This is a genomic window from Marinovum sp. J2-8 (assembly GCF_055808435.1).
The window spans coordinates 1-23,959 of sequence record NZ_JBVVRZ010000003.1 but is presented as its reverse complement, the minus strand read 5'-3'; the positions used below and the strand labels follow the sequence as shown (position 1 = coordinate 23,959).

General features: G+C 61.0%; 23 protein-coding genes and 3 pseudogenes. 13 read left to right on the top strand and 13 right to left on the bottom strand.

All coding sequences use genetic code 11. The features are described 5' to 3' along the window. Window positions 1–21 precede the first annotated feature (21 nt). The 4 genes and pseudogenes from lpxK to AC0L4F_RS09475 all read right to left on the bottom strand — a co-directional run bounded on the left by lpxK (window position 22) and on the right by AC0L4F_RS09475 (window position 3,476). On the bottom strand, window positions 22–1,014 hold the full coding sequence (gene lpxK / locus AC0L4F_RS09490) for a tetraacyldisaccharide 4'-kinase (RefSeq protein ID WP_244687756.1): 993 nt from the start codon (window positions 1,012–1,014) through the stop codon (window positions 22–24). Next, the gene (locus AC0L4F_RS09485) at window positions 1,014–2,198 is read right to left on the bottom strand and encodes a 3-deoxy-D-manno-octulosonic acid transferase (RefSeq protein ID WP_244687754.1); all 1,185 of its coding nucleotides are present in this window, start codon (window positions 2,196–2,198) and stop codon (window positions 1,014–1,016) included. Before AC0L4F_RS09485 ends, lpxK begins: the two co-directional genes overlap by 1 nt. 47 nt (window positions 2,199–2,245) lie before the next feature. After that, a complete protein-coding gene (locus AC0L4F_RS09480; protein WP_244687752.1) occupies window positions 2,246–2,491 on the bottom strand; it encodes a DUF4170 domain-containing protein in 246 nt (81 codons plus the stop codon). Window positions 2,492–2,551: 60 nt separating this feature from the next. Further along, window positions 2,552–3,476, bottom strand: a pseudogene (locus AC0L4F_RS09475) (hydrogen peroxide-inducible genes activator). Window positions 3,477–3,672: 196 nt separating this feature from the next. Here AC0L4F_RS09475 and katG point away from each other — a divergent pair. Then, a pseudogene (gene katG, locus AC0L4F_RS09470) lies at window positions 3,673–5,849 on the top strand (catalase/peroxidase HPI). A gap of 84 nt (window positions 5,850–5,933) precedes the next feature. On the opposite strand, the gene AC0L4F_RS09465 reads toward katG, so the two are convergent. Next, window positions 5,934–6,284 carry a VOC family protein gene (locus AC0L4F_RS09465; protein ID WP_244687749.1) on the bottom strand — a complete coding sequence of 117 codons (351 nt, stop codon included), beginning with the start codon at window positions 6,282–6,284 and terminating at the stop codon, window positions 5,934–5,936. 205 nt (window positions 6,285–6,489) lie between these two features. Between AC0L4F_RS09465 and AC0L4F_RS09460 the strand changes: the two genes are divergently transcribed. From AC0L4F_RS09460 to AC0L4F_RS09435, 6 genes are all read left to right on the top strand, one after another. Further along, on the top strand, window positions 6,490–7,746 hold the full coding sequence (locus tag AC0L4F_RS09460; RefSeq protein WP_244687747.1) for an imelysin family protein: 1,257 nt from the start codon (window positions 6,490–6,492) through the stop codon (window positions 7,744–7,746). Window positions 7,747–7,818: 72 nt separating this feature from the next. Continuing rightward, a complete protein-coding gene (locus AC0L4F_RS09455; RefSeq protein ID WP_244687744.1) occupies window positions 7,819–8,064 on the top strand; it encodes a (2Fe-2S)-binding protein in 246 nt (81 codons plus the stop codon). Further along, the gene (gene bfr, locus AC0L4F_RS09450) at window positions 8,061–8,546 is read left to right on the top strand and encodes a bacterioferritin (RefSeq protein ID WP_244687742.1); all 486 of its coding nucleotides are present in this window, start codon (window positions 8,061–8,063) and stop codon (window positions 8,544–8,546) included. Before AC0L4F_RS09455 ends, bfr begins: the two co-directional genes overlap by 4 nt. Window positions 8,547–8,610: 64 nt before the next feature. After that, window positions 8,611–10,140, top strand: coding sequence for a di-heme oxidoreductase family protein (locus AC0L4F_RS09445; RefSeq protein WP_244687740.1), 1,530 nt, complete (start codon window positions 8,611–8,613; stop codon window positions 10,138–10,140). Continuing rightward, window positions 10,140–11,117, top strand: coding sequence for an imelysin family protein (locus tag AC0L4F_RS09440; protein WP_244687738.1), 978 nt, complete (start codon window positions 10,140–10,142; stop codon window positions 11,115–11,117). Before AC0L4F_RS09445 ends, AC0L4F_RS09440 begins: the two co-directional genes overlap by 1 nt. Before the next feature lie 3 nt (window positions 11,118–11,120). Then, complete coding sequence (locus AC0L4F_RS09435) at window positions 11,121–12,179, top strand: DUF1513 domain-containing protein (RefSeq protein WP_244687736.1); 1,059 nt, start codon at window positions 11,121–11,123, stop codon at window positions 12,177–12,179. Window positions 12,180–12,194: 15 nt separating this feature from the next. On the opposite strand, the gene AC0L4F_RS09430 is transcribed toward AC0L4F_RS09435, so the two are convergent. Genes AC0L4F_RS09430 through AC0L4F_RS09415 form a run of 4 tightly spaced genes read right to left on the bottom strand, consistent with a single transcriptional unit; the run spans window position 12,195 to window position 14,018 of the window. Continuing rightward, window positions 12,195–12,416: a hypothetical protein gene (locus tag AC0L4F_RS09430; RefSeq protein WP_244687734.1), complete on the bottom strand. Its 222-nt coding sequence runs from the start codon at window positions 12,414–12,416 to the stop codon at window positions 12,195–12,197. Continuing rightward, window positions 12,413–13,183, bottom strand: a complete 771-nt coding sequence (locus tag AC0L4F_RS09425) for a hydroxypyruvate isomerase family protein (protein WP_244687731.1) — start codon at window positions 13,181–13,183, stop codon at window positions 12,413–12,415. Before AC0L4F_RS09425 ends, AC0L4F_RS09430 begins: the two co-directional genes overlap by 4 nt. Then, a complete protein-coding gene (gene otnC, locus AC0L4F_RS09420) occupies window positions 13,180–13,830 on the bottom strand; it encodes a 3-oxo-tetronate 4-phosphate decarboxylase (protein ID WP_244687729.1) in 651 nt (216 codons plus the stop codon). The genes AC0L4F_RS09425 and otnC overlap by 4 nt, the downstream gene beginning before the upstream one ends. Continuing rightward, on the bottom strand, window positions 13,827–14,018 hold the full coding sequence (locus tag AC0L4F_RS09415) for a four-carbon acid sugar kinase family protein (RefSeq protein ID WP_244687727.1): 192 nt from the start codon (window positions 14,016–14,018) through the stop codon (window positions 13,827–13,829). Before AC0L4F_RS09415 ends, otnC begins: the two co-directional genes overlap by 4 nt. Before the next feature lie 206 nt (window positions 14,019–14,224). Between AC0L4F_RS09415 and AC0L4F_RS09410 the strand changes: the two genes are divergently transcribed. The 3 genes from AC0L4F_RS09410 to AC0L4F_RS09400 are packed head-to-tail and all read left to right on the top strand — an operon-like array spanning window position 14,225 to window position 16,815. After that, window positions 14,225–14,815, top strand: a complete 591-nt coding sequence (locus AC0L4F_RS09410; protein ID WP_244687725.1) for a VOC family protein — start codon at window positions 14,225–14,227, stop codon at window positions 14,813–14,815. Window positions 14,816–14,818: 3 nt separating this feature from the next. Continuing rightward, entirely contained in the window at window positions 14,819–15,745 is a 927-nt protein-coding gene (locus AC0L4F_RS09405) for an aldo/keto reductase (protein ID WP_244687723.1), read from the top strand. Further along, on the top strand, window positions 15,742–16,815 hold the full coding sequence (locus tag AC0L4F_RS09400) for an NAD(P)/FAD-dependent oxidoreductase (RefSeq protein WP_244687720.1): 1,074 nt from the start codon (window positions 15,742–15,744) through the stop codon (window positions 16,813–16,815). The genes AC0L4F_RS09405 and AC0L4F_RS09400 overlap by 4 nt, the downstream gene beginning before the upstream one ends. 55 nt (window positions 16,816–16,870) lie before the next feature. Here the strand turns inward: AC0L4F_RS09400 and serB are convergent, their stop codons facing one another. Beyond that, complete coding sequence (serB, locus tag AC0L4F_RS09395; RefSeq protein WP_244687718.1) at window positions 16,871–17,746, bottom strand: phosphoserine phosphatase SerB; 876 nt, start codon at window positions 17,744–17,746, stop codon at window positions 16,871–16,873. Between the two features lie 230 nt (window positions 17,747–17,976). On the opposite strand from serB, the gene AC0L4F_RS09390 reads away from it, so the two are divergent. Next, window positions 17,977–19,131 (top strand): phosphoserine transaminase, encoded by a 1,155-nt coding sequence (locus AC0L4F_RS09390; protein ID WP_244687716.1) that lies wholly within the window; start codon window positions 17,977–17,979, stop codon window positions 19,129–19,131. A gap of 93 nt (window positions 19,132–19,224) precedes the next feature. After that, complete coding sequence (gene serA / locus AC0L4F_RS09385) at window positions 19,225–20,823, top strand: phosphoglycerate dehydrogenase (protein ID WP_244687714.1); 1,599 nt, start codon at window positions 19,225–19,227, stop codon at window positions 20,821–20,823. A 141-nt stretch (window positions 20,824–20,964) separates the two neighbouring features. On the opposite strand, the gene AC0L4F_RS09380 is transcribed toward serA, so the two are convergent. Further along, window positions 20,965–21,264, bottom strand: coding sequence for a hypothetical protein (locus AC0L4F_RS09380; RefSeq protein ID WP_348524084.1), 300 nt, complete (start codon window positions 21,262–21,264; stop codon window positions 20,965–20,967). 226 nt (window positions 21,265–21,490) lie between these two features. On the opposite strand from AC0L4F_RS09380, the gene AC0L4F_RS09375 reads away from it, so the two are divergent. Beyond that, window positions 21,491–22,213 (top strand): metallophosphoesterase family protein, encoded by a 723-nt coding sequence (locus AC0L4F_RS09375; RefSeq protein WP_244687712.1) that lies wholly within the window; start codon window positions 21,491–21,493, stop codon window positions 22,211–22,213. A 49-nt stretch (window positions 22,214–22,262) separates the two neighbouring features. Here AC0L4F_RS09375 and AC0L4F_RS09370 read toward each other — a convergent pair. Next, window positions 22,263–23,389: pseudogene (locus AC0L4F_RS09370) on the bottom strand (saccharopine dehydrogenase family protein). Window positions 23,390–23,415: 26 nt separating this feature from the next. Then, on the bottom strand, window positions 23,416–23,959 hold a 544-nt coding region (locus tag AC0L4F_RS09365), incomplete at its 5' end, for a Rossmann-fold NAD(P)-binding domain-containing protein (RefSeq protein ID WP_473446305.1).

Below are 23,959 nucleotides of genomic sequence, written 5' to 3'. Positions count from 1 at the left end.
TCCATCCCATTCCGGGGTGGATCACAAAAACAGCCGATCCAAGGCCGCGACAAGTGCCGCATCGTCGTCAATTGTCAGACGGACCGGCAGGGTCAGCACCTTTTGGCGAAAGCCCGTCGGCAGACGCACGGCGTCTTTCTCGGTACAGACCATCTGCGCCCCCAAACTTTCCGCTTCTTTTTGCAACCGGGCCATGATGGCGGGCGTCAAGGGCTGGTGATCCTCCAGCGCCTCGCCGCGAATGACCTCGGCCCCAAGCGCACGCAGGGTGGCAAAGAATTTCTCTGGATGGCCGATACCGGCAAAGGCCAGCACCCGCAGCCCCGCCCAATCCATCCCGGTTTGCAGCGGTTGCAACTGGCCGCGCAGATGCGGCAGGGTGATGTGCCCGGCCCATTGCGTCGAAAACGCGTCGTGAGCAGCCTTGCCGCCAATCGACAAGATCAGATCCGCACGCTTCATCCCCACGGCAACCGGTTCGCGCAAAGGACCGGCCGGCAAACAGCGGCCATTGCCAAACCCTTTGGCCGCATCGACAACAATCAACGACAGGTCACGGGCCAGTCCGGGGTTTTGCAATCCGTCGTCCATCACCAGAACATCGGCCCCAGCCGCCATTGCATGGCGTGCACCGGCCGCACGGTCCCGCGCGACAACCACCGGCGCAAAGGCCGCCAGCAATAACGGCTCGTCGCCGACGTCGCCCGCGCCATGCCGACGGGCGTCCACCGTGACCGGGCCGGTCAACTGTCCACCATGCCCCCGCGACAGCACAAAAGGCTGACGCCCACGCGCAATCAGCCGGGTAACAATGTCGATCACCGTCGGGGTTTTACCCGTGCCGCCGGCATTCAGGTTCCCCACACAGATCACCGGCACATCCGCCCGCAGATCTGGGGCCCTGGCCACCCGTTGCGCCGTGGCCCGCGCGGTCAGCGCCGCCAAGGGTGCCAACAGGCGCGCCGCAATTGCGGGCCGGGCGGGCGATGTGAACCAAAAATCAGGAGCGCGCATCAAATGACCTCGGCCAGATCAAGGGTGTCATGGATCAGATCCATGATCCGATCCGTCACCTGTGCGCCCTCGGACACGATTTCCCAGGCGGCCAGCGACATCGCCGCCGCCCGGTCCGGCGCAATCAGCTGTTTCAGCGCATTGGTCAGCGTATCGGTATCACGCACGATGCGCGCGGCACCGGCCTCTGCCAGGCGCGAATAGGCGTGCAGATGTCGCCCGATATTGGGGCCATACAAGATCGCAGATCCCAGCGCCGCAGGTTCGAACGGATCACATCCACCATGACCCGCCACCAATGACGATGCCATGAAAGACGCCGGAGACAGCCGATACCACAGCCCCATTTCGCCATAGGTGTCGGCCAACAAGACCTCGGTCCCGTCATCCGGGAATTCGCCATCCGACCAGCGGACATAGGACATGCCGCCGCGTTGCATCCTTTCGGCCATTTCATCGCCCATTTCCGGGCGGTCCGGCACCAGAACCAACATCAGCCGATGCGCCCAGCGCGACACGGCGCGATGCGCCCGCAGGATGGTGGCAAGCTCCTCGGGTTGTACCATCGCCGCCAGCCAGACCGGCCGGGTGCCAATCGCCTCTCGCAGAGCGTCCAGATCGGACTGGTTACAGGGGATGGCGGCACTGCCCTCTTGCAGCGGTCCGGTGATGGTCAGATCATCTTCGGCCAATCCCAATTTCCGCAACCGACGCGCCGCATTGGCATCGCTGGCCATGATCATGGTGAAATAGCCTAGCGCGGCGGGCGTCGGATCCGGAAGATAGGGCACAGGCCGGGTGTTGAATCCGGTTTCGCTGGCATCCACCAGATAAAGCGGCACCCCCTCTTCGGCGGCGGTGACAATATGGGACACCACCAGATCGCCGCAGGTCCACAAACAGAGTTCCGGGCGCCAATGATCAAGAAAGGCCATGACATCCTCGGGATGCAATCCCGGCGCATCCGCCAAAATGATATTGCGTTTCAACCGCTTTGGTCCGGTCACGCCGGGGGCCAGCGTCACCAGCACAAATGCATTCTGCCGCTGGGACACCAGCCGCGCCGACAATTGCATGATGGCAGAAATGCGCTGGCCACGCGTTGCATGCACCCAGACAACCACCCCATTCGGACGCGGCGGGTATTGCACCGGCTCACGTTCGCGGCGGCGCGCCCATGTCATATGGGCCTGCACCGAAAGAACGCGTTGGGGAATGACTGGGGTCTTGGTCAGCTGTCGGCCTCTTTGGCGGCGGCGGCCTTGTCCTCACCCTCTAACATCCGATGCAGATGCGAGATGAAATAACGCATGTGGGCATTGTCCACCGTACGCTGGGCCGCGTCTTTCCATGCGTCATAAGCGCTTTCGTAATCCGGGTAAATCCCGACAACATGAATGTCATCGACATCCTTGAATGTATTTTCCGACGGGTCGACAAGTTCGCCACCGAAAACCAGATGCAGGCGCTGGGTCATGTCAGGCACTCCAGGGGTTGGATTGAATTTGCCCTGACCCTACAGCGGCGTGGCACGGGGTCAAGTTCGCGCAGCCGCCGTTGCCCCCAGATCACCCAAGGTGCCCACACCGCGCACCACATTGGCGACATCGGCCAATTCCTGGGCCAGTGGCGAAGATTTGCGCCAGACCATGCCAATTGTGCGGCTGGGTCGGGGGGCGGCGAATTGTGCCACCGCCACATCCGCCGATCGGGTTTCTACCGGCACCGCCATTTCCGGGATCAATGTCACGCCGATACCGGCCGCAACCATCTGAACCAATGTCGAAAGCGAGGAGCTGTCCAGCCCATCCCGCGACAGGGCCGAACGGATATTGCAGAAGCTGAGCGCCTGATCACGAAAACAATGGCCCTCTTCCAACAGAAGCAAGCGCATTTCGCGCAGCTGGTCGCGGTCGGGCACCGGGCGGTCGGCATCCGCCGAAGGCCGCACCAGAACGAAATCTTCGGTAAACAACGCCACTTCCGTCAACCAATGCTCGGAAATCGGCAGCGCCAGAATGGCCGCGTCCAACCGCCCCTCGCCCAGCTCATGGATCAGGGTCTCGGTACGGGATTCGCGCACCTGGAGGTCGATACCGGGATAGCCCAGCGACAAAGCCCCGATCAGCCGCGGCAGAAGATACGGGGCAATCGTCGGGATGATGCCGATGCGCAACCGCCCAACCAACCGCCCCCGCGCCGCGCGGGCCAGATCGCCCAGCTCGTCCACAGAGCGCAGGATCGCGCGGGTCCGCTCGGCAAAGGTTTCGCCAAATCCGGTCAGGCGCGCCTGCCGTGTGCCGCGTTCGAACAACACGGCACCCAGAGTGGTCTCCAACTCCTTGATCTGAACCGACAAGGCCGGTTGCGACACCGAACAGGCCGCAGCGGCACGCCCAAAATGACCGTGGCGGGCCAGAGAACTCAAAATAACGAAGCTGTCGCAGCGTGATATTTTCCATAGGATTTTCTTATCAGACTTATCCAGAAATACAATTTTCTTGTATCGCATTCCTTTGTTACCGTCACCTCAGGATCAAGAGGGAGGATTCGTCACACACAGCCGCTGCCCGTATCGCGGGACGGCACCCTGTCGCGTCTGCGACCCTCTTGGCGACACTGAAACACCCCACCACATCCAACATCGGAGATGTAGACATGGACGGAAACGACACACCCACCGGCGGCAAATGCCCGGTCATGCACGGCGGCATGACCTCTTCCGGCACATCAGTCATGGACTGGTGGCCGAATGCGCTGAACCTCAGCATTCTGCACCAACACGACACCAAAACCGACCCGATGGGCCGCGACTTCAACTATCGTGAGGCGCTGAAATCGCTGGACGTCGAGGCGCTGAAATCCGATCTGCGCGCTTTGATGCACGACAGCCAGGACTGGTGGCCCGCCGATTGGGGCAGCTATGTCGGCATGTTCGCGCGTGTCGCATGGCATGCGGCGGGATCTTATCGTCTGGCCGATGGCCGTGGCGGCGGCGGCACAGGCAACCAACGGTTTGCGCCGCTGAATTCCTGGCCGGACAACGTCAACACCGACAAGGGCCGCCGCCTTCTTTGGCCAATCAAGAAGAAATACGGCAACAAGATCTCCTGGGCGGATCTGATCATCCTGTCCGGCACCATTGCCTATGAAGAAGCCGGGCTCAAAACCTATGGTTTTGCCTTTGGCCGCGAAGACATCTGGCACCCCGAAGAAGACGTCTATTGGGGTTCGGAAAAAGAGTGGCTGGCGCCGTCCGATGGCCGCTATGGCGACGTTGAAAAGCCCGAGACAATGGAAAACCCACTGTCTGCGGTGCAAATGGGCCTGATCTACGTCAACCCAGAGGGCGTGAACGGCCAACCCGACCCGATGAAAACCGCCGCTCAGGTGCGCGAAACATTCGCGCGCATGGCGATGAACGACGAAGAAACCGCCGCCCTGACCGCCGGGGGTCACACCATCGGCAAAAGCCACGGCAATGGCTCTGCCGATGATCTTTCGGCGGACCCGGAAGCGGCGGATGTGGAATATCAGGGCATCGGCTGGATGAACACCAAGGGCCGTGGCGTGGGCCGCGACACCGTTGTGTCCGGCATCGAAGGCGCCTGGACCGCCAACCCGACCAAATGGGATATGGGCTGGTTCGAGATGCTGTTCGGCCACGAATGGGAATTGCGGAAATCGCCCGCAGGCGCATGGCAATGGGAACCGGTGGACATCAAGGAAGAAGACATGCCGGTCGATGTCGAAGATCCGTCGATCCGCTGCATGCCGATCATGACCGACGCCGACATGGCGATGAAGGTCGACCCGGCCTATAATGCCATCTGCCAGAAGTTTGCCGCTGATCCGGCTTATTTCTCGGACACATTTGCCCGCGCATGGTTCAAACTGACCCACCGCGATATGGGCCCTAAAGTGCGTTACATCGGCCCGGATGTCCCATCCGAAGATCTGATCTGGCAAGATCCGATCCCGGCAGGTGCTACCGATTATGATGTCGATGCGGTCAAGGCAAAGATCGCCGCAAGCGGCCTGAGCCTGGCCGAAATGGTCTGCACCGCATGGGACAGCGCCCGCACCTATCGCGGATCGGACATGCGCGGTGGGGCCAATGGTGCCCGTATCCGGCTGGCGCCGCAAAAGGATTGGGTCGGCAACGAACCCGAACGTCTGGCCAAGGTGCTGGCGGTGCTGGAACCAATTGCCGCCGCATCCGGCGCATCGCTTGCCGACGTGATTGTGCTGGCCGGCAATGTCGGGATCGAACAGGCGCTGAAGGCCGCGGTCACGACATCGCCGTGCCGTTTGCCCCCGGTCGTGGGGATGCATCGGAGGAGATGACCGATGCCGACAGCTTTGATGCTCTGGAACCGCTGGCCGATGGCTATCGCAACTTCCTGAAAGAGCATTATGCCGTCAGCGCCGAGGAAATGCTGCTGGACCGGACACAATTGATGGGCCTGACGGCGCATGAAATGACCGTTCTGGTTGGCGGCATGCGGGTGATGGGCACCAACTTTGGCGGGACAAGCCATGGCGTGTTCACCGACCGTGTCGGCGCGTTGACCAATGACTTCTTTGTCAACCTGACCGACATGGGCAATTCGTGGAAACCCACCGGCCGCACCACCTATGACATTGCGGATCGCAAGACCGGTGATGTGAAATGGACGGCGACACGCGCCGATCTGGTGTTCGGGTCGAATTCCATCCTGCGCGCCTATGCCGAGGTCTATGCCCAGGACGACAACGCCGAAAAGTTTGCCCGCGATTTTGTCGCCGCATGGACCAAGGTGATGAATGCCGACCGGTTTGATCTGACCGCCTAGGCCAGCCAAGTCTGACATCTGATCCCGCCCGGACATTGGTTCGGGCGGGATTTCTATTTCAGGACCAACTGCACGGCACAGGGATCACAGATCCAGATCGTGAAAGAAGTGCAGGATATTGCCGTCACCATCCCGCGCGGTGAATTGGCGCAATCCCCAAGGCCGGTCCGCAAGCGGGTCGACAATCTCGGCGCCCCGCTGGATGAGATCGGCATGAACGGCCACAACATCCTCTGCAAAGATCCAGACAACAGCCGGTGCGCCAGCGCCTGCGCCTGCGCGCAGAAACAACGCGCATTCCCCATGTGACACCGCGCCGATCCGACCCTCAGGATTATGCCATCGGATGTCGAATCCGAAACGGTCACGATAATGGATTTGCGCGGATATCACATCGCGCACCGGCAGTTCCGGGGTGGCGGGGGCAAGTTTCATGAGGCGTTTCCCAGATCGCGGCTGACGTCAATTCCCCAAGGCTAACACATAGGTCGCGGGCGATGCAGCCGCCTGCATTTGTCCGACTAAAAAAGTCAGCATTGACATTTCCAACAGATAAAGTCAGGTATTTGGCAACCCGTCCGGCACTCGGAAATTCACGTGTAGGCATCCGGACATTCCAAGACGCAAAGGACACCCCGATATGAAATCCCTGACGATTGCGATGGCATTGACCGCCACAACCGCGCTGCCCGCCTTTGCAGGCAAAGCCGAGGTGCTGAACACCTATGCCGATATCGCCCAAGCCGGATATGAAGACAGCCTGACCACCGCGCGCACCCTGCAGACCGCAGTCGAGGCGCTGATTGCCGAGCCATCCGCCGAGGCGCTGCAAACCGCCCGCGCCGCATGGCTTGCTGCGCGCGTTCCCTATCAACAGACCGAGGTGTTCCGCTTTGGTAACGCCATCGTTGATGACTGGGAAGGCAAGGTAAACGCCTGGCCGCTGGATGAGGGTTTGATTGACTATGTTGACGCGGCCTATGGCGGCGCAACTGATGAAAACGAATATGCGGTTCTGAACGTGGTGGCGAACCCGGAATTCACCCTGTCTGGCACCGACATCGACGCCTCTGACATCACCCCCGAACTGATCTCCGAGACGCTGCACGAGGCCGATGAAGTCGAATCAAACGTCGCATCCGGCTATCACGCGATTGAATTCCTGCTCTGGGGGCAGGATCTGAACGGGACCGAACATGGCGCGGGCAACCGTCCCTGGACCGATTTCGGCACTGGTGACGACTGCACCAACAACAATTGCGACCGTCGGGGCGCATATCTTCAGGCTGCGACCGATCTTTTGGTGGCGGATCTGGAATGGATGGCCGCACAATGGGCCGAAGGCGGCGAAGGTCGCACCGCCGTGACCGCCGACGAAGACGCCGGCATCGTGGCAATCCTGACCGGCATGGGATCGCTGTCTTATGGCGAACAAGCGGGCGAGCGGATGAAACTGGGCGTGATGCTGAACGACCCGGAAGAAGAGCATGACTGCTTCTCGGACAACACCCACAACAGCCATTACTATGACGGATTGGGCGTGCAGAACGTCTATCTTGGCGAATATGTCCGGGTGGATGGCACGGTTGTGTCCGGTGAAAGCCTGTCGTCGCTGGTCGCCGCCGCAGATGCCGCCACCGACGCCGCCCTGCGCACGGCCCTCAGCCATACAATGATGGAACTGGGCCAGATCAAGACCGCCGCCGAGGCGGGCTTCTCTTATGACCAGATGCTGGAACGCGGCAACGAAGCCGGTGAAGCGTTGATCATGGGGGCGGTTGACGGTCTGGTTGCCCAGACCCGCGAAATCGAACGCGCGGTCAGCGCGCTGGAGCTGGATCAAATCGGCTTTGAAGGCTCCGACAGCCTCGACAATCCCAACGCGGTTTTCCAGTAAATCCGACCGACTTCCAATAAGCCAATTGCCGGGGCGCGCCTTTGCCCCGGCCCTTTGCCCAAGGGGAACATCATGATTGTCTGCCATTGCCAAAACATCCGCGACACCGACATCCACGCCGCCATGGATTGGATGCGGGCCGCCGACAGTGACACGATCATCACCCCCGGCAAAATCTATCGCGCATTGGGCAAGCGCGCCGATTGTGGCGGATGTTTGCCACTGTTTCTGGACACGATGGCAAATAGCCCCAGTATTGAAGTTCCAGCCAACCTGCAAAACCTGCGGGATCGCAAGAAAAGGAGTACGTCACGATGAAGGGCGACAAAAAAGTCATCGAATATCTGAACGCCGCATTGCGGTCGGAATTGACCGCAGTCAGCCAATATTGGCTGCATTACCGGCTGCAAGAAGACTGGGGTTTTGGTCATCTGGCGGATAAATCCCGCGCCGAAAGCATCGAAGAGATGCACCATGCTGACAAGTTGATTCAGCGCATCCTGTTTCTTGAGGGCCATCCGAACCTGCAAAAACTGGACCCGCTGCGCATTGGCGAAAACGTCAAGGAAACGCTGGAGGCCGATCTGGCCGGCGAACATGACGCTCGCACGCTTTATATCGAGGCCCGCGAACATTGCGACAAGGTCGGCGACTATGTGTCCAAGAACCTGTTCGAGGCATTGATCACCGACGAAGAAGGTCACATCGACTTTCTTGAAACCCAGATCGACCTTTATGGCACTTTGGGCGACGCCAAGTATGGACAGCTTCAGGCCAAACCGGCAAACGAAGCGGAATAATCCCATTTCGGCGCGCCGCACCGGTGGCGCGCCAGTAAGGTTTGGCACGATGCGATGTTCACTGATGGTCCTCGCCCTGCTGGGCGCGGCAATGGCGGCGGATGCCGAGACAGTTACGCTGGATGATTTGCATCTGAACATCATCGCGCGATCCGACGCCGAAGCGGACCGTATTGCCGGTGTCGTCGCGCCGACCACAGATTTCACCAAAGCAGAAGCCTTTGAAACCAATCCGGGCGGGGCCGCCACGGTGCGGGCGCGCAGTGATGCGGATGCCTATTCGCAGCCCTCGGCCAATATTGGCTTTGACGGCGAATTGGACTTCAAGCTTGGCAATGGCCTGTTTCGCAAGCTCTGGGTGTCTTCGCCCTCGTCTACGCTGGCCTCTGATGGATTGGGTCCGCTGTACAATGCCCGGTCGTGTCAGCGATGCCATCTAAAGGACGGGCGCGGCCATACACCCGAAGGCGAAGCGGATTCGCGGGTGTCCATGTTCCTGCGCCTGTCGGTACCCGCCCCGGCGGATGCCCCGGCCACCCGGTTGGAACGTTATCTGGCCGGTATCGGCGTCGACACCCCCCGCACCCGACCAGAGCCCACCTACGGCGGGCAGCTTCAGGATCTGGCGATGCAGGGTCACGCCGCCGAAGCGCAGATGGTGGTACAGTACAATGACGTCGCCCTGCCGCTGTCTGGCGGCGAAATCGCGATGCTGCGGGTCCCGGAATATGACCTGCGCGATCCCGGCTATGGCCCGCTGGCCGACAATGTCCAACTGTCGCCCCGCGTTGCCCCGCCAATGATCGGCCTCGGGCTGATCGAGGCAATTCCGGCGGCGGATATTCTGGCACAGGCCGACCCGGACGACCGCGACGGCGACGGCATTTCCGGGCGCGCCGCAATCAATTGGTCGCTGGTGCATGATGCGCCGATGCTGGGCCGGTTCGGCTGGAAAGGCGGCAAGCCGACGGTCGAAGAACAAAGCGCCGCCGCCTTTGCCGGTGACATCGGGATTTCCAGCCCGCTGTTTCCTGCGGGGGGCGGCGATTGCACCCCGGCGCAATCCGCCTGTCAGAATGCGCCACATGGCGACGGCGACGACCGGGTGTTCGAGATTGACCAGATCGGCATGGATCTCGTCGCCTTTTACTCGCGCAATCTTGGTGTCCCGGCGCGGCGCGATGTCGACGATCCGGTGGTGCTGCGCGGCAAACAGATCTTTTACGACACCGGCTGCGCCGCCTGTCACACGCCGAAATACGTCACCCATCGGCTGGTCGACCGCGACCCCCAGTCGTTTCAGCTGATCTGGCCCTATTCGGACTTCCTGTTGCACGACATGGGCGATGCCCTGGCCGACAATCGCCCCGAAAGCGTGGCAACGGGGCGGGAATGGCGCACCCCGCCGCTTTGGGGGATCGGCCTGAGCCAACAGGTCAGCGGTCACAGTCAATTCCTGCATGACGGTCGCGCGCGGTCCTTGCTTGAGGCCGTGTTGTGGCACGGCGGCGAGGCCGAGACCGCCAAGACCCAAGTGGTCGACATGCCACCCCAAGACCGCGCCGCCCTGATCCGTTTCCTGGAGAGCCTGTGATGAAGTCCCTGATTGCCGCCGTTGCGGTTTGCGTCGCCACCACGGCCCATGCCGATCTGCCCCACGTGCTGGACGACCATATTCGCCCAGCCATTGCGAATTTCGCCAACGCCAGTGCGGCGCTCCATGAGGTCGCGGTTCAGGATTGTTCGGCACCGGCGGTGATCCCGGCCTATCACCAAGCGTTCGATGCCTGGCTGGGCGCCAGCCATTTGACCTTTGGTCCGATTGAACGCGACGGGCGGGCGCTGGCGATTGCATTCTGGCCAGACAGCCGCGGCGCCTGCCCAAAGGCGCTGGCGCAATTGATCGCCGACGCCGATCCCGTCGTGGATGATCCGGTGGAATTTGCCGAAGTCTCGGTTGCCGCGCGCGGCTTCTTTGGCCTGGAACATCTGCTGTATGGCGACAGTTTCACCGCGCAGGATTACACCTGTCGGCTGGTGATCGCCATCGCCGCCGATCTGGAACGGATGGCCGGGGACATCGCAACCGATTGGGCGGATTACGCCCAGGTGATGACCAGCGCCGGCGCAGAGGACAACACCACCTATCTTGCCCCGCGCGAAGTCGATCAGACGCTTTACACCGCGCTGCTGACGGGGGTGGAGTTCACCAAAGATCAACGCCTTGGCCGTCCCTTGGGCACATTTGACCGCCCGCGCCCAACCCGTGCCGAGGCGCGGCGCTCCGAACGTTCGCTGCGCAATGTGGTGCTGTCGCTAACGGCGCTGCGCAATCTGGCCCGCGCCATGGCGGATGCGCCGATTCCGGCATCCGAAGCGGCCTTTGACGCCGCCTTTGATACGGCGGCGGCGCTGGACGACCCGATTTTTGCCGGGGTCTCCAACCCCACTGGCCGCTTGCGGGTCGAGATCCTGCAACAAAAGGTGGCCTATGTGCGCGATGCGCTGGCGGCGGAAATTGGCGGGGGCATGGGGCTGAGCCAGGGGTTCAACTCTGCCGACGGGGACTAGCCCATGCAACGGCGTGCGTTTCTTGCGGCCCTTCTGGCCGGCGCGTCGCTGCCTGGCGCGACATGGGCAGATGCCAACAATCCGTCATTCCTTGCGGCCGCAAGAGAGGGCGACGGCGGCTATACCTTGTTTGGGCTGGATGACAGGGGCCATGACCTGTTTCGCATTGCGCTTCCCGGTCGCGGCCATGCGGCCACCGCCCACCCCACCGCGCCAGAGGCCGTGGCATTTGCCCGTCGCCCCGGCGATTTCGCGCTGGTCATTGACTGTATGCGCGGCACAATCAGCCATCGTCTGACCACCCCCAAAGGGCGGCATTTTTACGGCCACGGCGCATTCATTGCCGGGGGTCGCGTGCTGGTCACCACTGAAAACGACATTGCCAGCGGTCAGGGGCTTCTTGGGCTGTGGGCGCGCGATGACGGCTATGCCCGCATCGGCGAAATCACCTCAGGCGGGATCGGCCCGCATGAGGTTCTGGCGCTGCCCGGGGATGTCCTTGCGGTCGCCAATGGCGGCATTCGCACCCATCCCGACCATGGGCGCGACAAGCTGAACCTGGACACCATGCGCCCGAACCTCAGCTACCTGACGGCCGAGGGCGCGTTGCTGGAACAGGTGACCCTGCCCGCAGCGCTGCACCATGCTTCGATCCGGCACATCGCCTGGGACGCGGGCGTGCTGGCCTTTGCGATGCAATGGCAGGGTGCGCTGCCGGATGCGGTGCCGCTTCTGGGCCTGCACCAGCGTGGAGCACCGCCCGTGCTCTGCACCGCCCCCGAGGCCGAGCAATTGGCGATGCAGGGCTATGCCGGCAGCGTGGCAATCGCCGGGGAGACGGTTGGCATTACCTCGCCGCGTGGCGGGCGAGTGCATCTGTTTGATCGCAACGGCGCATTTCAGCAAAGCCATTTGCGGGCGGATGTCTGTGGGCTGGCGGCGGGGACCGCCGGGCTTGTCGCAACCGATGGATTGGGCGGCATTCTGGCGGTGCGGGACCGGCTGAAACCGCTGTCCCATGCGACACGCGCCTGGGACAATCATCTGGTGCCGGTTGGGTGATGGCCGCCTGAGGGGTCACTCCTCTTTGTCGAGCGGCGCCTGGTGTTCCCAGTTGAAAAAGAAATGATAACCGCACCAGGCCACCGCCGCACCAAAGAGCAGCCCCCAGACATAATTGCCATTGATCAGCTCAAACACCGTCCATCCACCGGTGACCCCGACCAGCGCAATGCGCCGCCACAGCGGGTTGAACATCGGATGACGCACGTCCAATTGCTGGCTAAGCGATTTTGTCATGTCCGGCCCCCTATCGTCTTCATCCACCCCAAAGTGGCATCGGTGTCCCCGCCCGGTTTGTATTCCGCCCCCAGCGCCGCGCCATAGCCCAGCCCCGACAAGACCCCGAAAATATAGGCATAATTGATCTCGCCATGGTCCGGTGCGCCGCGATCCGGGACCGATGCAAACTGAATATGGCCAATCCACGGCATCAAGGCTTCGATCCTGTTGCTCAGATCGCCCTCCATCAATTGCACATGGTAGCAATCAAACATCAGTTTCAGATTGTCCGCCCCCACCGCATCAATCAGATCCAGCGCCTGTTCCGTCCTGCTAAGGAAATAGCCCGGCGCGTCGTATTTGTTGAGCGGCTCAATCAGGATGGTAAACCCCTGCTGCGCCGCCCGTTTGCAGGCATATTTCAGGTTGCCGACAAAGGTGCGTTGCGCCGCGGCACCGCTGGTAAAACCGGCCATCACATGGATATTGGCGGCACCGATGATCCGGGCATAATCCAGCGCGACATCAATCGCGGCACGCGCCTCGGCCTCGCGTCCGGGCAGCGCGCTAAGACCGTTTTCACCCGCCGCCAGATTGCCCCGGCTTGTGTTCAAACCCAGCATGGACAGGCCGGTTTCGTCCAGCGCCGCGCGCACCTCTTCCGCCGGGATGTCATAAGGCCAATGGCATTCCACCGCATCAAAACCTGCGGCTTTGGCGGCGCGAATGGCATCTGGCAGCGGGCGGTCATTCCACAGAAATCCCAGATTGGCAGAAAACTTCATCCGTCCCACTCCACATTAAATTTCGTCACCAGTTTCTGCACCATATCCGGGCCGATTTCGCGCGGGTTCAGACCACGGGTCATCATTGCCAGACGCGCGGTATCCTCCAGCTCTTCGATGGCGTTGCAGGCGGCCTCGATATCCTTGCCCGCCACAACCGGCCCATGATTGGCCAGCATGACGGCACTGCGTTTACCCGCCAGACCGCGCACGGCCTCGCCCATCTCTGGGTCGCCGGGCAGGAAGAACGGCAACAGCTTGACCCGGCCCAGTTTCATGATGCCATAAGGCGTGAGCGGTGGCAGGAAATTATCCTCATCCGCATCCGGCATCATCGACAGCGCAACCGAGTGGCAGGAATGCAGATGCACCACCGCGCCCGCCGTGCTGCGGGTGTCATAAAACGCCGAATGCAGCGGCATTTCCTTGGTCGGTTTGTCACCGCTGATATGTGTGCCATTGGCGTCAAAGCGGCTGAGCCGTCCGGGATCGAGCCGCCCGAAACTGGTGCCGGTGGGGCTGACCAACAGCCCGCCATCTTCGGTCCGGGCCGAGATATTGCCGGTGCTGCCGCCGGTCAGGCCACGGTCGAACATGGATTTCGCCAGCAGGCAGATCTGTTCGCGCAAGCGGGCCTCGACGCTCATGACGCCAGTCTTTCCTGTGCATCGGTAAAGAAGGTCTCGGAGCCGAAATTGCCGGATTTCAGGGTCAGCGCGATCTGCTGACCGCCCGATTGGCAATAGGTCCAGGGCACGCCACTGCGGGCCAAGAGCCCAGCCAAATCGGTCGCGCCGGTGAAATCATCCGCGATACAGCCCAATACGGTTGTCATCCCGCCCCCCTCTTTGCATCCTGCAAGCCCCCAGTTGGCACATCTCTGCCAGCAGAGCTTGCCGCAATGTCATGTCAATTTCAGGTGAATACAACCAAAACTGTTAGCGGGTGACAGGAATGACCGGGTTGGCGGCCACTTCTGCCTGCACCCCCTCGCTTTTTGGCAATCAATTGCTATCGTGCCGCCAAAGGGAGGATGCCATCATGAAAAAGCTTCAGGTTCAGGGCGTGCACCACATCACGCTGACCGGTGCCGATCGCCAAACCAGCCTTGATTTCTGGGAAGGTGTGCTGGGCATGCCGTTCATTTTCGATCAACCCAATCTGGACAACCCGGACGAGGGCCATCTGTATTTCGACCCCGGCGATGGGCGGCTCATCACCATATTCACCAATGAAAAGCGCCAGGCGACGCATAAAACGACCCCCGCCGATCCGGGCTGTGTGCATCATCTGGCGTTCAATGTCTCCAGGGCGACGTTCAGCCAATGCGCCGACCGGCTTGATGCGCGCGGGATCACCCATTCCGGCATCAAGGATCGCGGCTTCATGGATTCGATCTATTTCCGCGAGCCGCTGGGCCTGTTGATTGAACTTGCCTGTTACCGATTTGAGCCGCCGATGGGCTGTACCCATGCCGATGTGATGATCGAAGCGCATCGCATCCGAACGGCGGCGGGCGACTATAATATCGCCGAGGTACATCTGGCAGATGCGATCGAGCGTCTGGTAACCCGGCGGCAACAATCGCTGAGCGACGACCGCAGCCCCAAAGACCCCTATGTCAAAGGATAGACCATGTCATTGACCACAATCGACGGCACACCGATCAGCCGCTTTGCCTTTGGCGCGATGCAGTTCGGCGGCAAAGCCGATGAGGCCGCTTCACGCGCAATGTTTGACGCATGTCGCGCAGCGGGCATCAATCATTTCGACACCGCACATGCCTATAACAACGGCCAATCCGAAGAGATTTTGGGCGGATGCATCACCGACCGCGATCAGGTGTTCATTGCCACCAAGGCAAATTACTCTGGCGGATCTGCCCCCGACAACATCCGCAAAAGCTTTGACGAAAGCAGCCGGCGATTGGGGCTGGAAACGGTCGATCTGTTTTACATGCACCGTTGGGACGACCGCACCCCGCTGGAAGAAACCTTCAAGGCACTGGCCGAATTGCAGCATCAAAAGCGCATTCGCTATATCGGCGTGTCGAACTATGCCGCCTGGCAGGTCATGAAGGCCCAAGCGGTTGCGGCGGAATTTGGCACCGAAATTGATGCCATCCAGCCGATGTATAATCTGGTAAAACGTCAGGCAGAGGTCGAACTCCTGCCGATGTGTGCCAGCGAATATATCACGGCCTTTCCCTATTCGCCGCTGGGCGGTGGATTGCTGACCGGGAAATACGCCAATGGCCAGGCCGGGCGGCTGGCCGAAGACACGAAATATGCACAACGGTATGGCCCGGACTGGATGCAGGATGCCGCTGCCGGGCTGACCGATATCGCGCGCGAGCTGGGCACACATCCCGCTACGCTGGCGGTGGCCTGGGCGGCACGCCATTCGGCTGCGCCACATCCAATCATTTCGGCCCGCTCGGTGGCGCAATTGCAACCGTCGCTGGACGCGCTTGCATTCGGCATGGATGATGCGCTGTACCAACGTCTGACCGATCTGACGCCGACACCGCCCCCCGCCACCGATCGGCTGGAGGAGGCGTGACAGATATCGTGATCATCGGCGGCGGCATTGCGGGCGTCTCTGCCGCCGCGCGGCTGGCCGCCCATGGCACCGTCACCCTGCTCGAGGCCGAGGACCATCTTGCCTATCATGCTTCTGGTCGCTCAGCGGCCATGTTCCTTGACAGCTATGGCAACGCGGTGGTGCAGGCCCTGAACCGCGCCAGCGCGCCCTATCTGCATCAAAGCGACGGCGGCGTCCTGCGCCCGCGCAACATGCTGCTGGTGGCCGGCCCGGATCAGGCGGCACAATTCTCTCACGACGCGGCGGAACTTGCATTGACCGAAATCCCGATGGCCGACGCCCGGGCCCAGGTGCCGATCCTGAACCCGGCCACCTGCGGCTTTGCCGCGTCGGGGCCGGTGTTCGACCTCGACACGGATCTATTGCTGCAAAACTTCCGCAGAAGGGCACTGGCGGACGGCGCCACACTGCTGACCGGATCGCGCGTCACCGCCCTGACGCGGCGCGGCGGGCGCTGGCATCTCGACACCCAAAGCGGGGCGCATACGGCTGATATCGTGATCAATGCCGCAGGGGCCTGGGCGGATAAGATTGCGGGTCTGGCCGGGGCGCCACGGATCGGCCTGCAACCCATGCGCCGCTCGATGGCCCGCATCCCGGCCCCCGGCGGGCAGGACGTCCGCGACTGGCCTTTCCTGCTGGCCGCCGGCGACGCATGGTATGCCAAACCAGAGGCTGGCAGCCTTCTGATCTCTCCTGCGGACGAAGATCCGCTGCCGCCACAGGACGCCTGGGCCGATGACATGGTCCTGGCCGAAGGTCTGGCACGATACGAGGCGATGGTCACCGAACCCGTGACCCGCGTCACGGCGAACTGGGCCGGGCTGCGCACCTTCGCGCCGGACAGAACGCTGGTGGTCGGGGCCTGCCCAACCACACCCGGCTTTTTCTGGCTGGCGGGCCAGGGCGGCTATGGGTTTCAAACCGCGGTCGCGACATCGCAACTCATCGCCGATTTCACGCTTGAACGGGCTCCTGCCCTGGCACCACATGTGGTCGCCGCACTCGACCCTGGGCGTTTCGCCTGACATTCATCTGACCAGAAATATCCCGGGTGTCGCAGGATAAATCCGCACAGCAAACTTAGGTCTCGGACACAAAATCCGATTTTGCATAGCCCTGCAAATACAGCAGGGCGGTCAAATCGCCATGATTCACCCGAATATCGCATTCCGCCGCCACCGAAGGCTTGGCATGTAGCGCAACCCCCGCGCCGGCACGACCCAACATGCCAAGATCATTGGCCCCATCGCCCACCGCGATCACATCCGCCTCCGCCAGATCCAGACGTGCGGTGATCTGCTCCAGCGCCTCGACCTTGGCCTGACGGCCCAGAATCGGAAGACCGACCTCGCCGGTCAGAACACCATCAGCGATGATCAGCGTGTTTGCACGGTTTTCGTGAAACCCCAGCCGCTCGGCCACGCGCGCGGTAAAGGCGGTAAAGCCGCCCGACACAAGGGCGCAATAGGCACCATTTGCCGTCATCGTCGCCAGCAACACCTTGCCGCCCGGCATCAGCGTGATCCGGTTTTCCAGCACCTGACCGATGATGGCCTCCGGCAGGCCCTTCAACAAACCAACCCGTTCACGCAGCGCACCGTCAAAATCCAATTCACCGTTCATCGCCCGCGCCGTGATCTCCTTCACCCGCGCGCCGACCCCGGCCTCTTCGGCCAGCTCATCAATGCATTCCTGCTGGATCATCGTACTGTCCATATCAGCCAGAAGCATCTTTTTGCGCCGCCCCTGTGCCGGTTGCACACTCAGGTCGACACCCAGTGCCTGCATATCCTGCCAAACCTGCCAGCGATTGTCCGGCATCACATCAAGCGGGAATTCTGCCGCTTCATCCGCGGCCAGCCAGATCAGATCCCCCCCGCCCCAGGCATTGCGCAGCGCTTCGGTTGCTGCGGGTGTCAGGTCACCGGGTTTGGCAATCAGGGTGCAAATATACATCGGTCGCGGCCTTTCTCTGTCCGGCCTGCCCCTACCGCACCGGCCGCAAAAATACCACTGCCAGATTGAGGTCGGCATGGCGTTTCCTATCGGAACGGCCTGCGCCTGTCTTTCTGACCCTATGGTTCCCCCCGCGACGTTTTTGCTGTTGTGCAAATCGCAAAGCCCAATATTGCGGCAAGCGGGACACCCTTCCCCAACGAAGGGCGCTTATCTGGAAGGATAGCTACATGGCTATGCAAATACCGGCCACTCGGCCGACGAATCCGCGTTTCTCCTCTGGCCCCTGTGCCAAAATCCCCACATTCGAATTGTCAAAGCTGTCGGACGCCGCCCTTGGCCGGTCGCACCGCGCTGCCGTGGGCAAGGCCAAGCTGAAAGCGGCCATCGAGGAAACCCGCGAGATCCTGAACATCCCCGCCGACTATAAAATCGGTATTGTGCCTGCCTCCGACACCGGTGCGGTGGAAATGGCGATGTGGTCGCTGCTGGGCGAACGCAAGGTCACCATGTGCGCCTGGGAAAGCTTTGGCGCGGGCTGGGTCACCGATGTGGTCAAACAGCTGAAACTGGATGCCGAGATCAAGACCGCCGACTATGGCGAAATCGTTGACATGGCCGCAGTCGATTACGCGACCGACGTCGTGTTCACCTGGAACGGCACCACGTCGGGCGTGCGCATGCCGAATGGCGATGCCATCCCCGCCGACCGGGACGGGCTGACCATCTGCGACGCCACCTCGGCCGCTTTCGCGATGGACCTGCCTTGGGACAAGCTGGATGTGACCACTTTCTCCTGGCAGAAGGTGCTGGGCGGCGAAGCGGCACATGGCATGCTGATCCTGAGCCCGCGCGCGGTGGAACGGCTGGAAAGCTATACCCCGGCATGGCCCCTGCCCAAGATTTTCCGCCTGACCAAAGGCGGCAAGCTGATCGAAGGTATCTTCAAGGGTGAAACCATCAACACGCCCTCGATGCTGGCGGTTGAAGATTACCTTGTGTCACTGGACTGGGCACGCTCGGTTGGTGGGCTGCAAGGGCTGATCGCACGCGCCAACGCCAATGCCGGTGCCATTCAGGCGTTTTGTGAGGCCAATGACTGGATTACCAATCTCGCCGTCGATGCGGCGACACAATCCAACACCAGCGTCTGCCTGAAATTCACCGATGATCGCATCACCGATGGCGCTGTTTTTGCCAAAGCGGTCGCCAAACGGCTTGAAGCCGAAGGCGTGGCACTGGATGTCGGCGCCTATCGCGATGCACCTGCCGGTCTGCGGATCTGGTGCGGTGGCACGGTGGAAACCGCAGACGTCGAAGCGATGTTGCCTTGGCTGGCATGGGCGTTTGACGCCGAAATCGCGGCGCTGTCCGAAGCCGCCTGACACAGAGCTAACAGTGTCCCGGACTTGATCCGGGACCTCACTCCAAACACCCTTATCAGGAGGCCCCGGATCACGTCCGGGGCATGTATCGCAATGACCGCACCCAGAGTTCTCATTTCCGACAAACTGTCCGAAGCCGCCGTTCAGATTTTCCGCGACCGTGGCATCGACGTTGATTTCCAGCCCGACCTTGGCAAAGACAAGGACAAGCTGGCCGAAGTGATTGGCCAATACGATGGTCTGGCCATCCGTTCGGCGACCAAAGTCACCGAAAAGATCCTTGAAAACGCCACCAACCTCAAGGTGATCGGCCGCGCCGGTATCGGCACCGACAACATCGACAAGCCCGCCGCGTCGAAAAAAGGCGTGATCGTGATGAACACGCCCTTTGGCAACATGATCACCACTGCCGAACACGCGATTGCCATGATGTTCGCCGTTGCACGGCAAATCCCCGAGGCCAGCGCCTCGACCCATGCCGGCAAATGGGAAAAGTCGAAATTCATGGGGGTCGAACTGACCAACAAGACGCTTGGCGTGATCGGTGCCGGCAACATCGGTGGCATCGTCTGCGACCGGGCGCAGGGCCTGAAAATGAAGGTCGTGGCCTATGACCCCTATCTGAGCCAGGACAAGGCCGACAAGATCGGTGTGGAAAAGGTTGAACTGGACGAGCTTCTGGCCCGCGCCGATTTCATCACTTTGCACGTGCCGCTGACCGACAGCACCCGCAACATCCTGAGCCGGGAAAACATCGCCAAAACCAAAAAGGGCGTGCGGATCATCAACTGTGCCCGTGGCGGTCTGGTCGACGAAGAAGCCCTGGCAGATGCCTTGAAATCCGGCCATGTGGCGGGCGCGGCGTTTGACGTGTTCACCGAAGAACCGGCCAAGGAAAACCCGCTGTTCAACCTGCCCAACGTTGTCTGCACCCCGCATTTGGGCGCGGCCACCACCGAAGCCCAGGAAAACGTGGCGCTGCAAGTGGCAGAGCAGATGTCGAACTATCTGCTGACCGGCGCGGTGGAAAACGCGCTGAACATGCCATCGGTCACCGCCGAAGAAGCCAAGGTCATGGGCCCATGGGTCAAACTGGCCGGTCATCTTGGGGCCTTCATCGGCCAGATGACCGATGATCCGATCAAGGCGATCAACATCCTGTATGACGGTTCCGTTGCCGAAATGAACCTCGCGGCGCTGAACTGTGCCGCCATTGCCGGGATCATCAAACCGTCCAACGCCGAGGTCAACATGGTCTCTGCCCCGGTTGTCGCCGAAGAACGCGGCATCAAGATCTCGACCACCAACCAGCATAAATCCGGGGCCTTTGACGGCTATGTCAAGGTGACCGTGGTCACCGAAACCCGCGAACGGTCGATTGCCGGCACGGTGTTTTCGGATGGCAAACCGCGTTTCATCCAGATCAAAGGCATCAATATCGACGCCGAAATCGGGTCGCATATGCTCTACACCACCAACGAGGACATGCCGGGCATCATCGGCACCCTGGGCAAGACTCTGGGCGAAAACAGCGTCAACATCGCCAACTTTACCCTGGGTCGTCACGACAAAGGCGGCGAGGCGATTGCCCTGCTGTATGTCGACGATGTGGTTCCCGCACCGGTGCTGAACAAGCTGAAGGAAACCGGCATGTTCCGTCAGGTCAAGCCGCTGCAATTCGAAGTGGCCTAAAGGTCGCTTAGAACGGCTGCCGATCTGAATTGGCTGAAATCACAACGGGCGTCGCGACATCGCGGCGCCCGTTTTTTTGATCGCATCTCCGGTCGATTTTGCAGGCGGTTTTTTCGACGGATTTTTAGTGATCGCTTTGTTTCAGGCAGTTTTGCGCCCGGTGCGCACCAGAACAAACAAAAACAGCAGCATCGAGACGACCGCAACAACCGAGCCAAGTTTGGCCAATATGTCGCCTTTGCCCTGAATGGCCAGGACAATGCCCGGCACCAAAAGACCAAGCGCCACCACCGCAGCCGCGAAATGCAGCTTTGGCAAAAGCCCCTGTTCGGCCCCCGGAACCAATTGATAATAAAACGCAAAAATTGCCATACTGACCCACCCCAAGAGGTTAAGATGGGCATGCGCCGGTGCCAGGGTGTGATCCCCGGTTGCCGACATTTGAATCCCCAAAGCATGCCCAGGATCACCGCAACGGTCCCGACCAAGAGGAATGAATAGGAAATCGGTTTCATAATGTCCCTCACTTTTGTCATGGAATTCATGCGTCAGCTTAGTCACCGCCCCCACGTCCGGCAAAGGATTTAAAAAGTCTGATGCCGGGGCAACCAGGGGTGCAACTGTCACAGTGAGATGATAACCGGGGCGCAAAAGCAGGATGTGACCGATGAAACCAACCTATGCCATTGGCGATATACACGGCCAGTACGACATGTTGTGCAATGTTCTGGACTGGATCGAAACTGACGGCGGCCCGGATGCCAATGTGGTGTTTTTGGGCGATTTGGTGGATCGCGGGCCAAATTCGCGCGGCGTGATCGAACATCTGATCCAAGGCTTGGCCGAGGGCCGCAACTGGACGGTTTTGATGGGCAATCATGACCGGATGTTCCGCCGCTTTGTCGACGATGGCACCCAGCATGACCCGCGTATCCTGTCGGGTATTGGCTGGCTCAACCCGCGTTTGGGCGGGCCGATGACGCTGGCCTCTTATGGTGTGGAAGATGCGGAAAACCGCGAGGTCACCGACCTGATGCAGGCGGCGCAGGCCGCAGTGCCCGCCGCACATCGCAGCTTTCTCGCGGGATTGCCGACATCGCATCGGGAACCCGGCCTGATATTTGTCCACGCCGGCATCCGCCCCGGTGTCCCGCTGGAGGATCAGGACGAAGACGATCTGGTCTGGATTCGCGAACCTTTCCTGAGCGAAACCAATCCCTTTGAGGCCTTGATCGTGCATGGGCACACCGCGCTTGACGCGCCAATGTTTTATGGCAACCGCGTCAATCTCGACAGTGGCGCAGGATATGGTCGACCGCTGTCGGTCGGGGTGTTTGAAGCGGGCAAGGTCTATTCACTGACCGAATTGGGCCGGTCGCTTTTGTCCTGAATGCGCGGCGGCCTTTGGGCCGCCGAAGCCGCTATTGGCGCGCCGCGTCTTAGCTGTGATCAATCACCGCAAGATGCTGCACCAACTGGGCGATTTCGCCCATCCATCTTTGGCGAAGCTTCGGTTCCGACGGCGCGGCTTGCACACCGGGCGAGAAGTCTCCGGCCAGCGCAGTTTCAACGGCCAAGGCCACCGGAACCGACACCAACCGCGCCATCGCACTGCCGCGCGCATCGCCCCAGGCATCCATCACATGGGTCTTGTGCCAGACCACGCCGCTGCTGTCCGAGGCTGACAGCGACACACACATCACCACCCGGTCCGGTTCGCCGTCGCCATAGGCGTTTTCCCCCAGAACACGTCCGACATTTCACGCAGGCGCAGATCGCTGGCGGTTTCGACCTCGGCAAACACGTCTTTCCACGCCTCCGCCCAGCCGTTCAACCGCAGGGTGCCCCGCACAAAGGTTTCGATGCGCCAGGTCGGATCAAAGCGATATTCCTCGACAAAGGGCAGGCTGTCGCGGTTTGGATAGACCTCAAAACTTTCCGGCGCCGGCAGCGGCGCGGTGTAATGGCCAAGCGCGTCCCAGGGCCGTTCCGCCACAAAAGGCATGAAGTTTCGAATGGATTTCGACGGGCTTTTCAGCGCCTTCAACACCCCCAGCGGCGACCAGGAAAATTTGTATTTGAACGGGTTTGGGTGTTTCGGCACGCCGCCGCAATAGGACAGGAAATTCAATGCGTTGGATGCATCGCATCTTGGGCTGGACCGATAATCCGCCACCAGCGCATGCGCCATCAGATGATCAATCCCCGGGTCGAGACCAACCTCGTTCACCAGACTGACGCCTTTGATCTGGGCCTTGGCATGCAGGGCGCGCATTTCGGGGCTGATATAGCTGGACGACACAAAATCCGCCGATTTGACAATCGCCAATTCCGCCAGACGGACATGCCAGTCAGCAGGCAACATCGAAACCACAACATCCTTTGGCTGCAACTCTGCAGCCAGCGCATCAATGTCGAACACCTTGATCCGATTGGTCAGATCCCCCACGGCATCCCGCGCCTTGTCCAGCGTCCGGTTCCACACCGTGACCTCATGGCCGGCCTCGATCAACCGCCGCAGGCCGGGAACCGCAGAAAGCCCGGTGCCGCACCAATGGATTGTCATATGTTCATACCCCGCTGATATGTCGGTCAATCTGCCTTGGCACGCCCCCACACACCAGAAGATATGTCACCCAGTGTCAAAAGCGAGGGCAGGAGCTGAGCCGCATAATCCTGCGAGCTTTCGACCGGCAGCATCGAGGGCAGATTGTCGATCGCGGTCACATCCAATGGCGGCAGATCCTGCACCCGCAGGGCGGGACTGTCCCATGTTGTGGTGCGATCATAGACCTTGATCGGGGAAAAATCACTGTCAGGATCACAGGCGATATCGCCGATGACGGTCAATTTGCGCGGCGATGTCTTGGCCGATGCCGGTACAAACACCGGCGTGCCGGGACGCGCCAGAATGCAGTTGAAGAAGATGTCATGCTGCAACACCTCCGGGAATGGCCCGCCAGAGGCGGTTTCGGCCATGTCCCATTTGCATACATCCACCCCCATCGCATCACAAAGATCCGCCGCCCCGGTGCCAACCCGGCCCAATGCCCCGATCACCAGCGCCGTCGGGCGCGGTTTGCCGGTAAGCGACAGAAGATCTTCCAATTCCTCGGTCAAATGCGCCGCCGAGGGA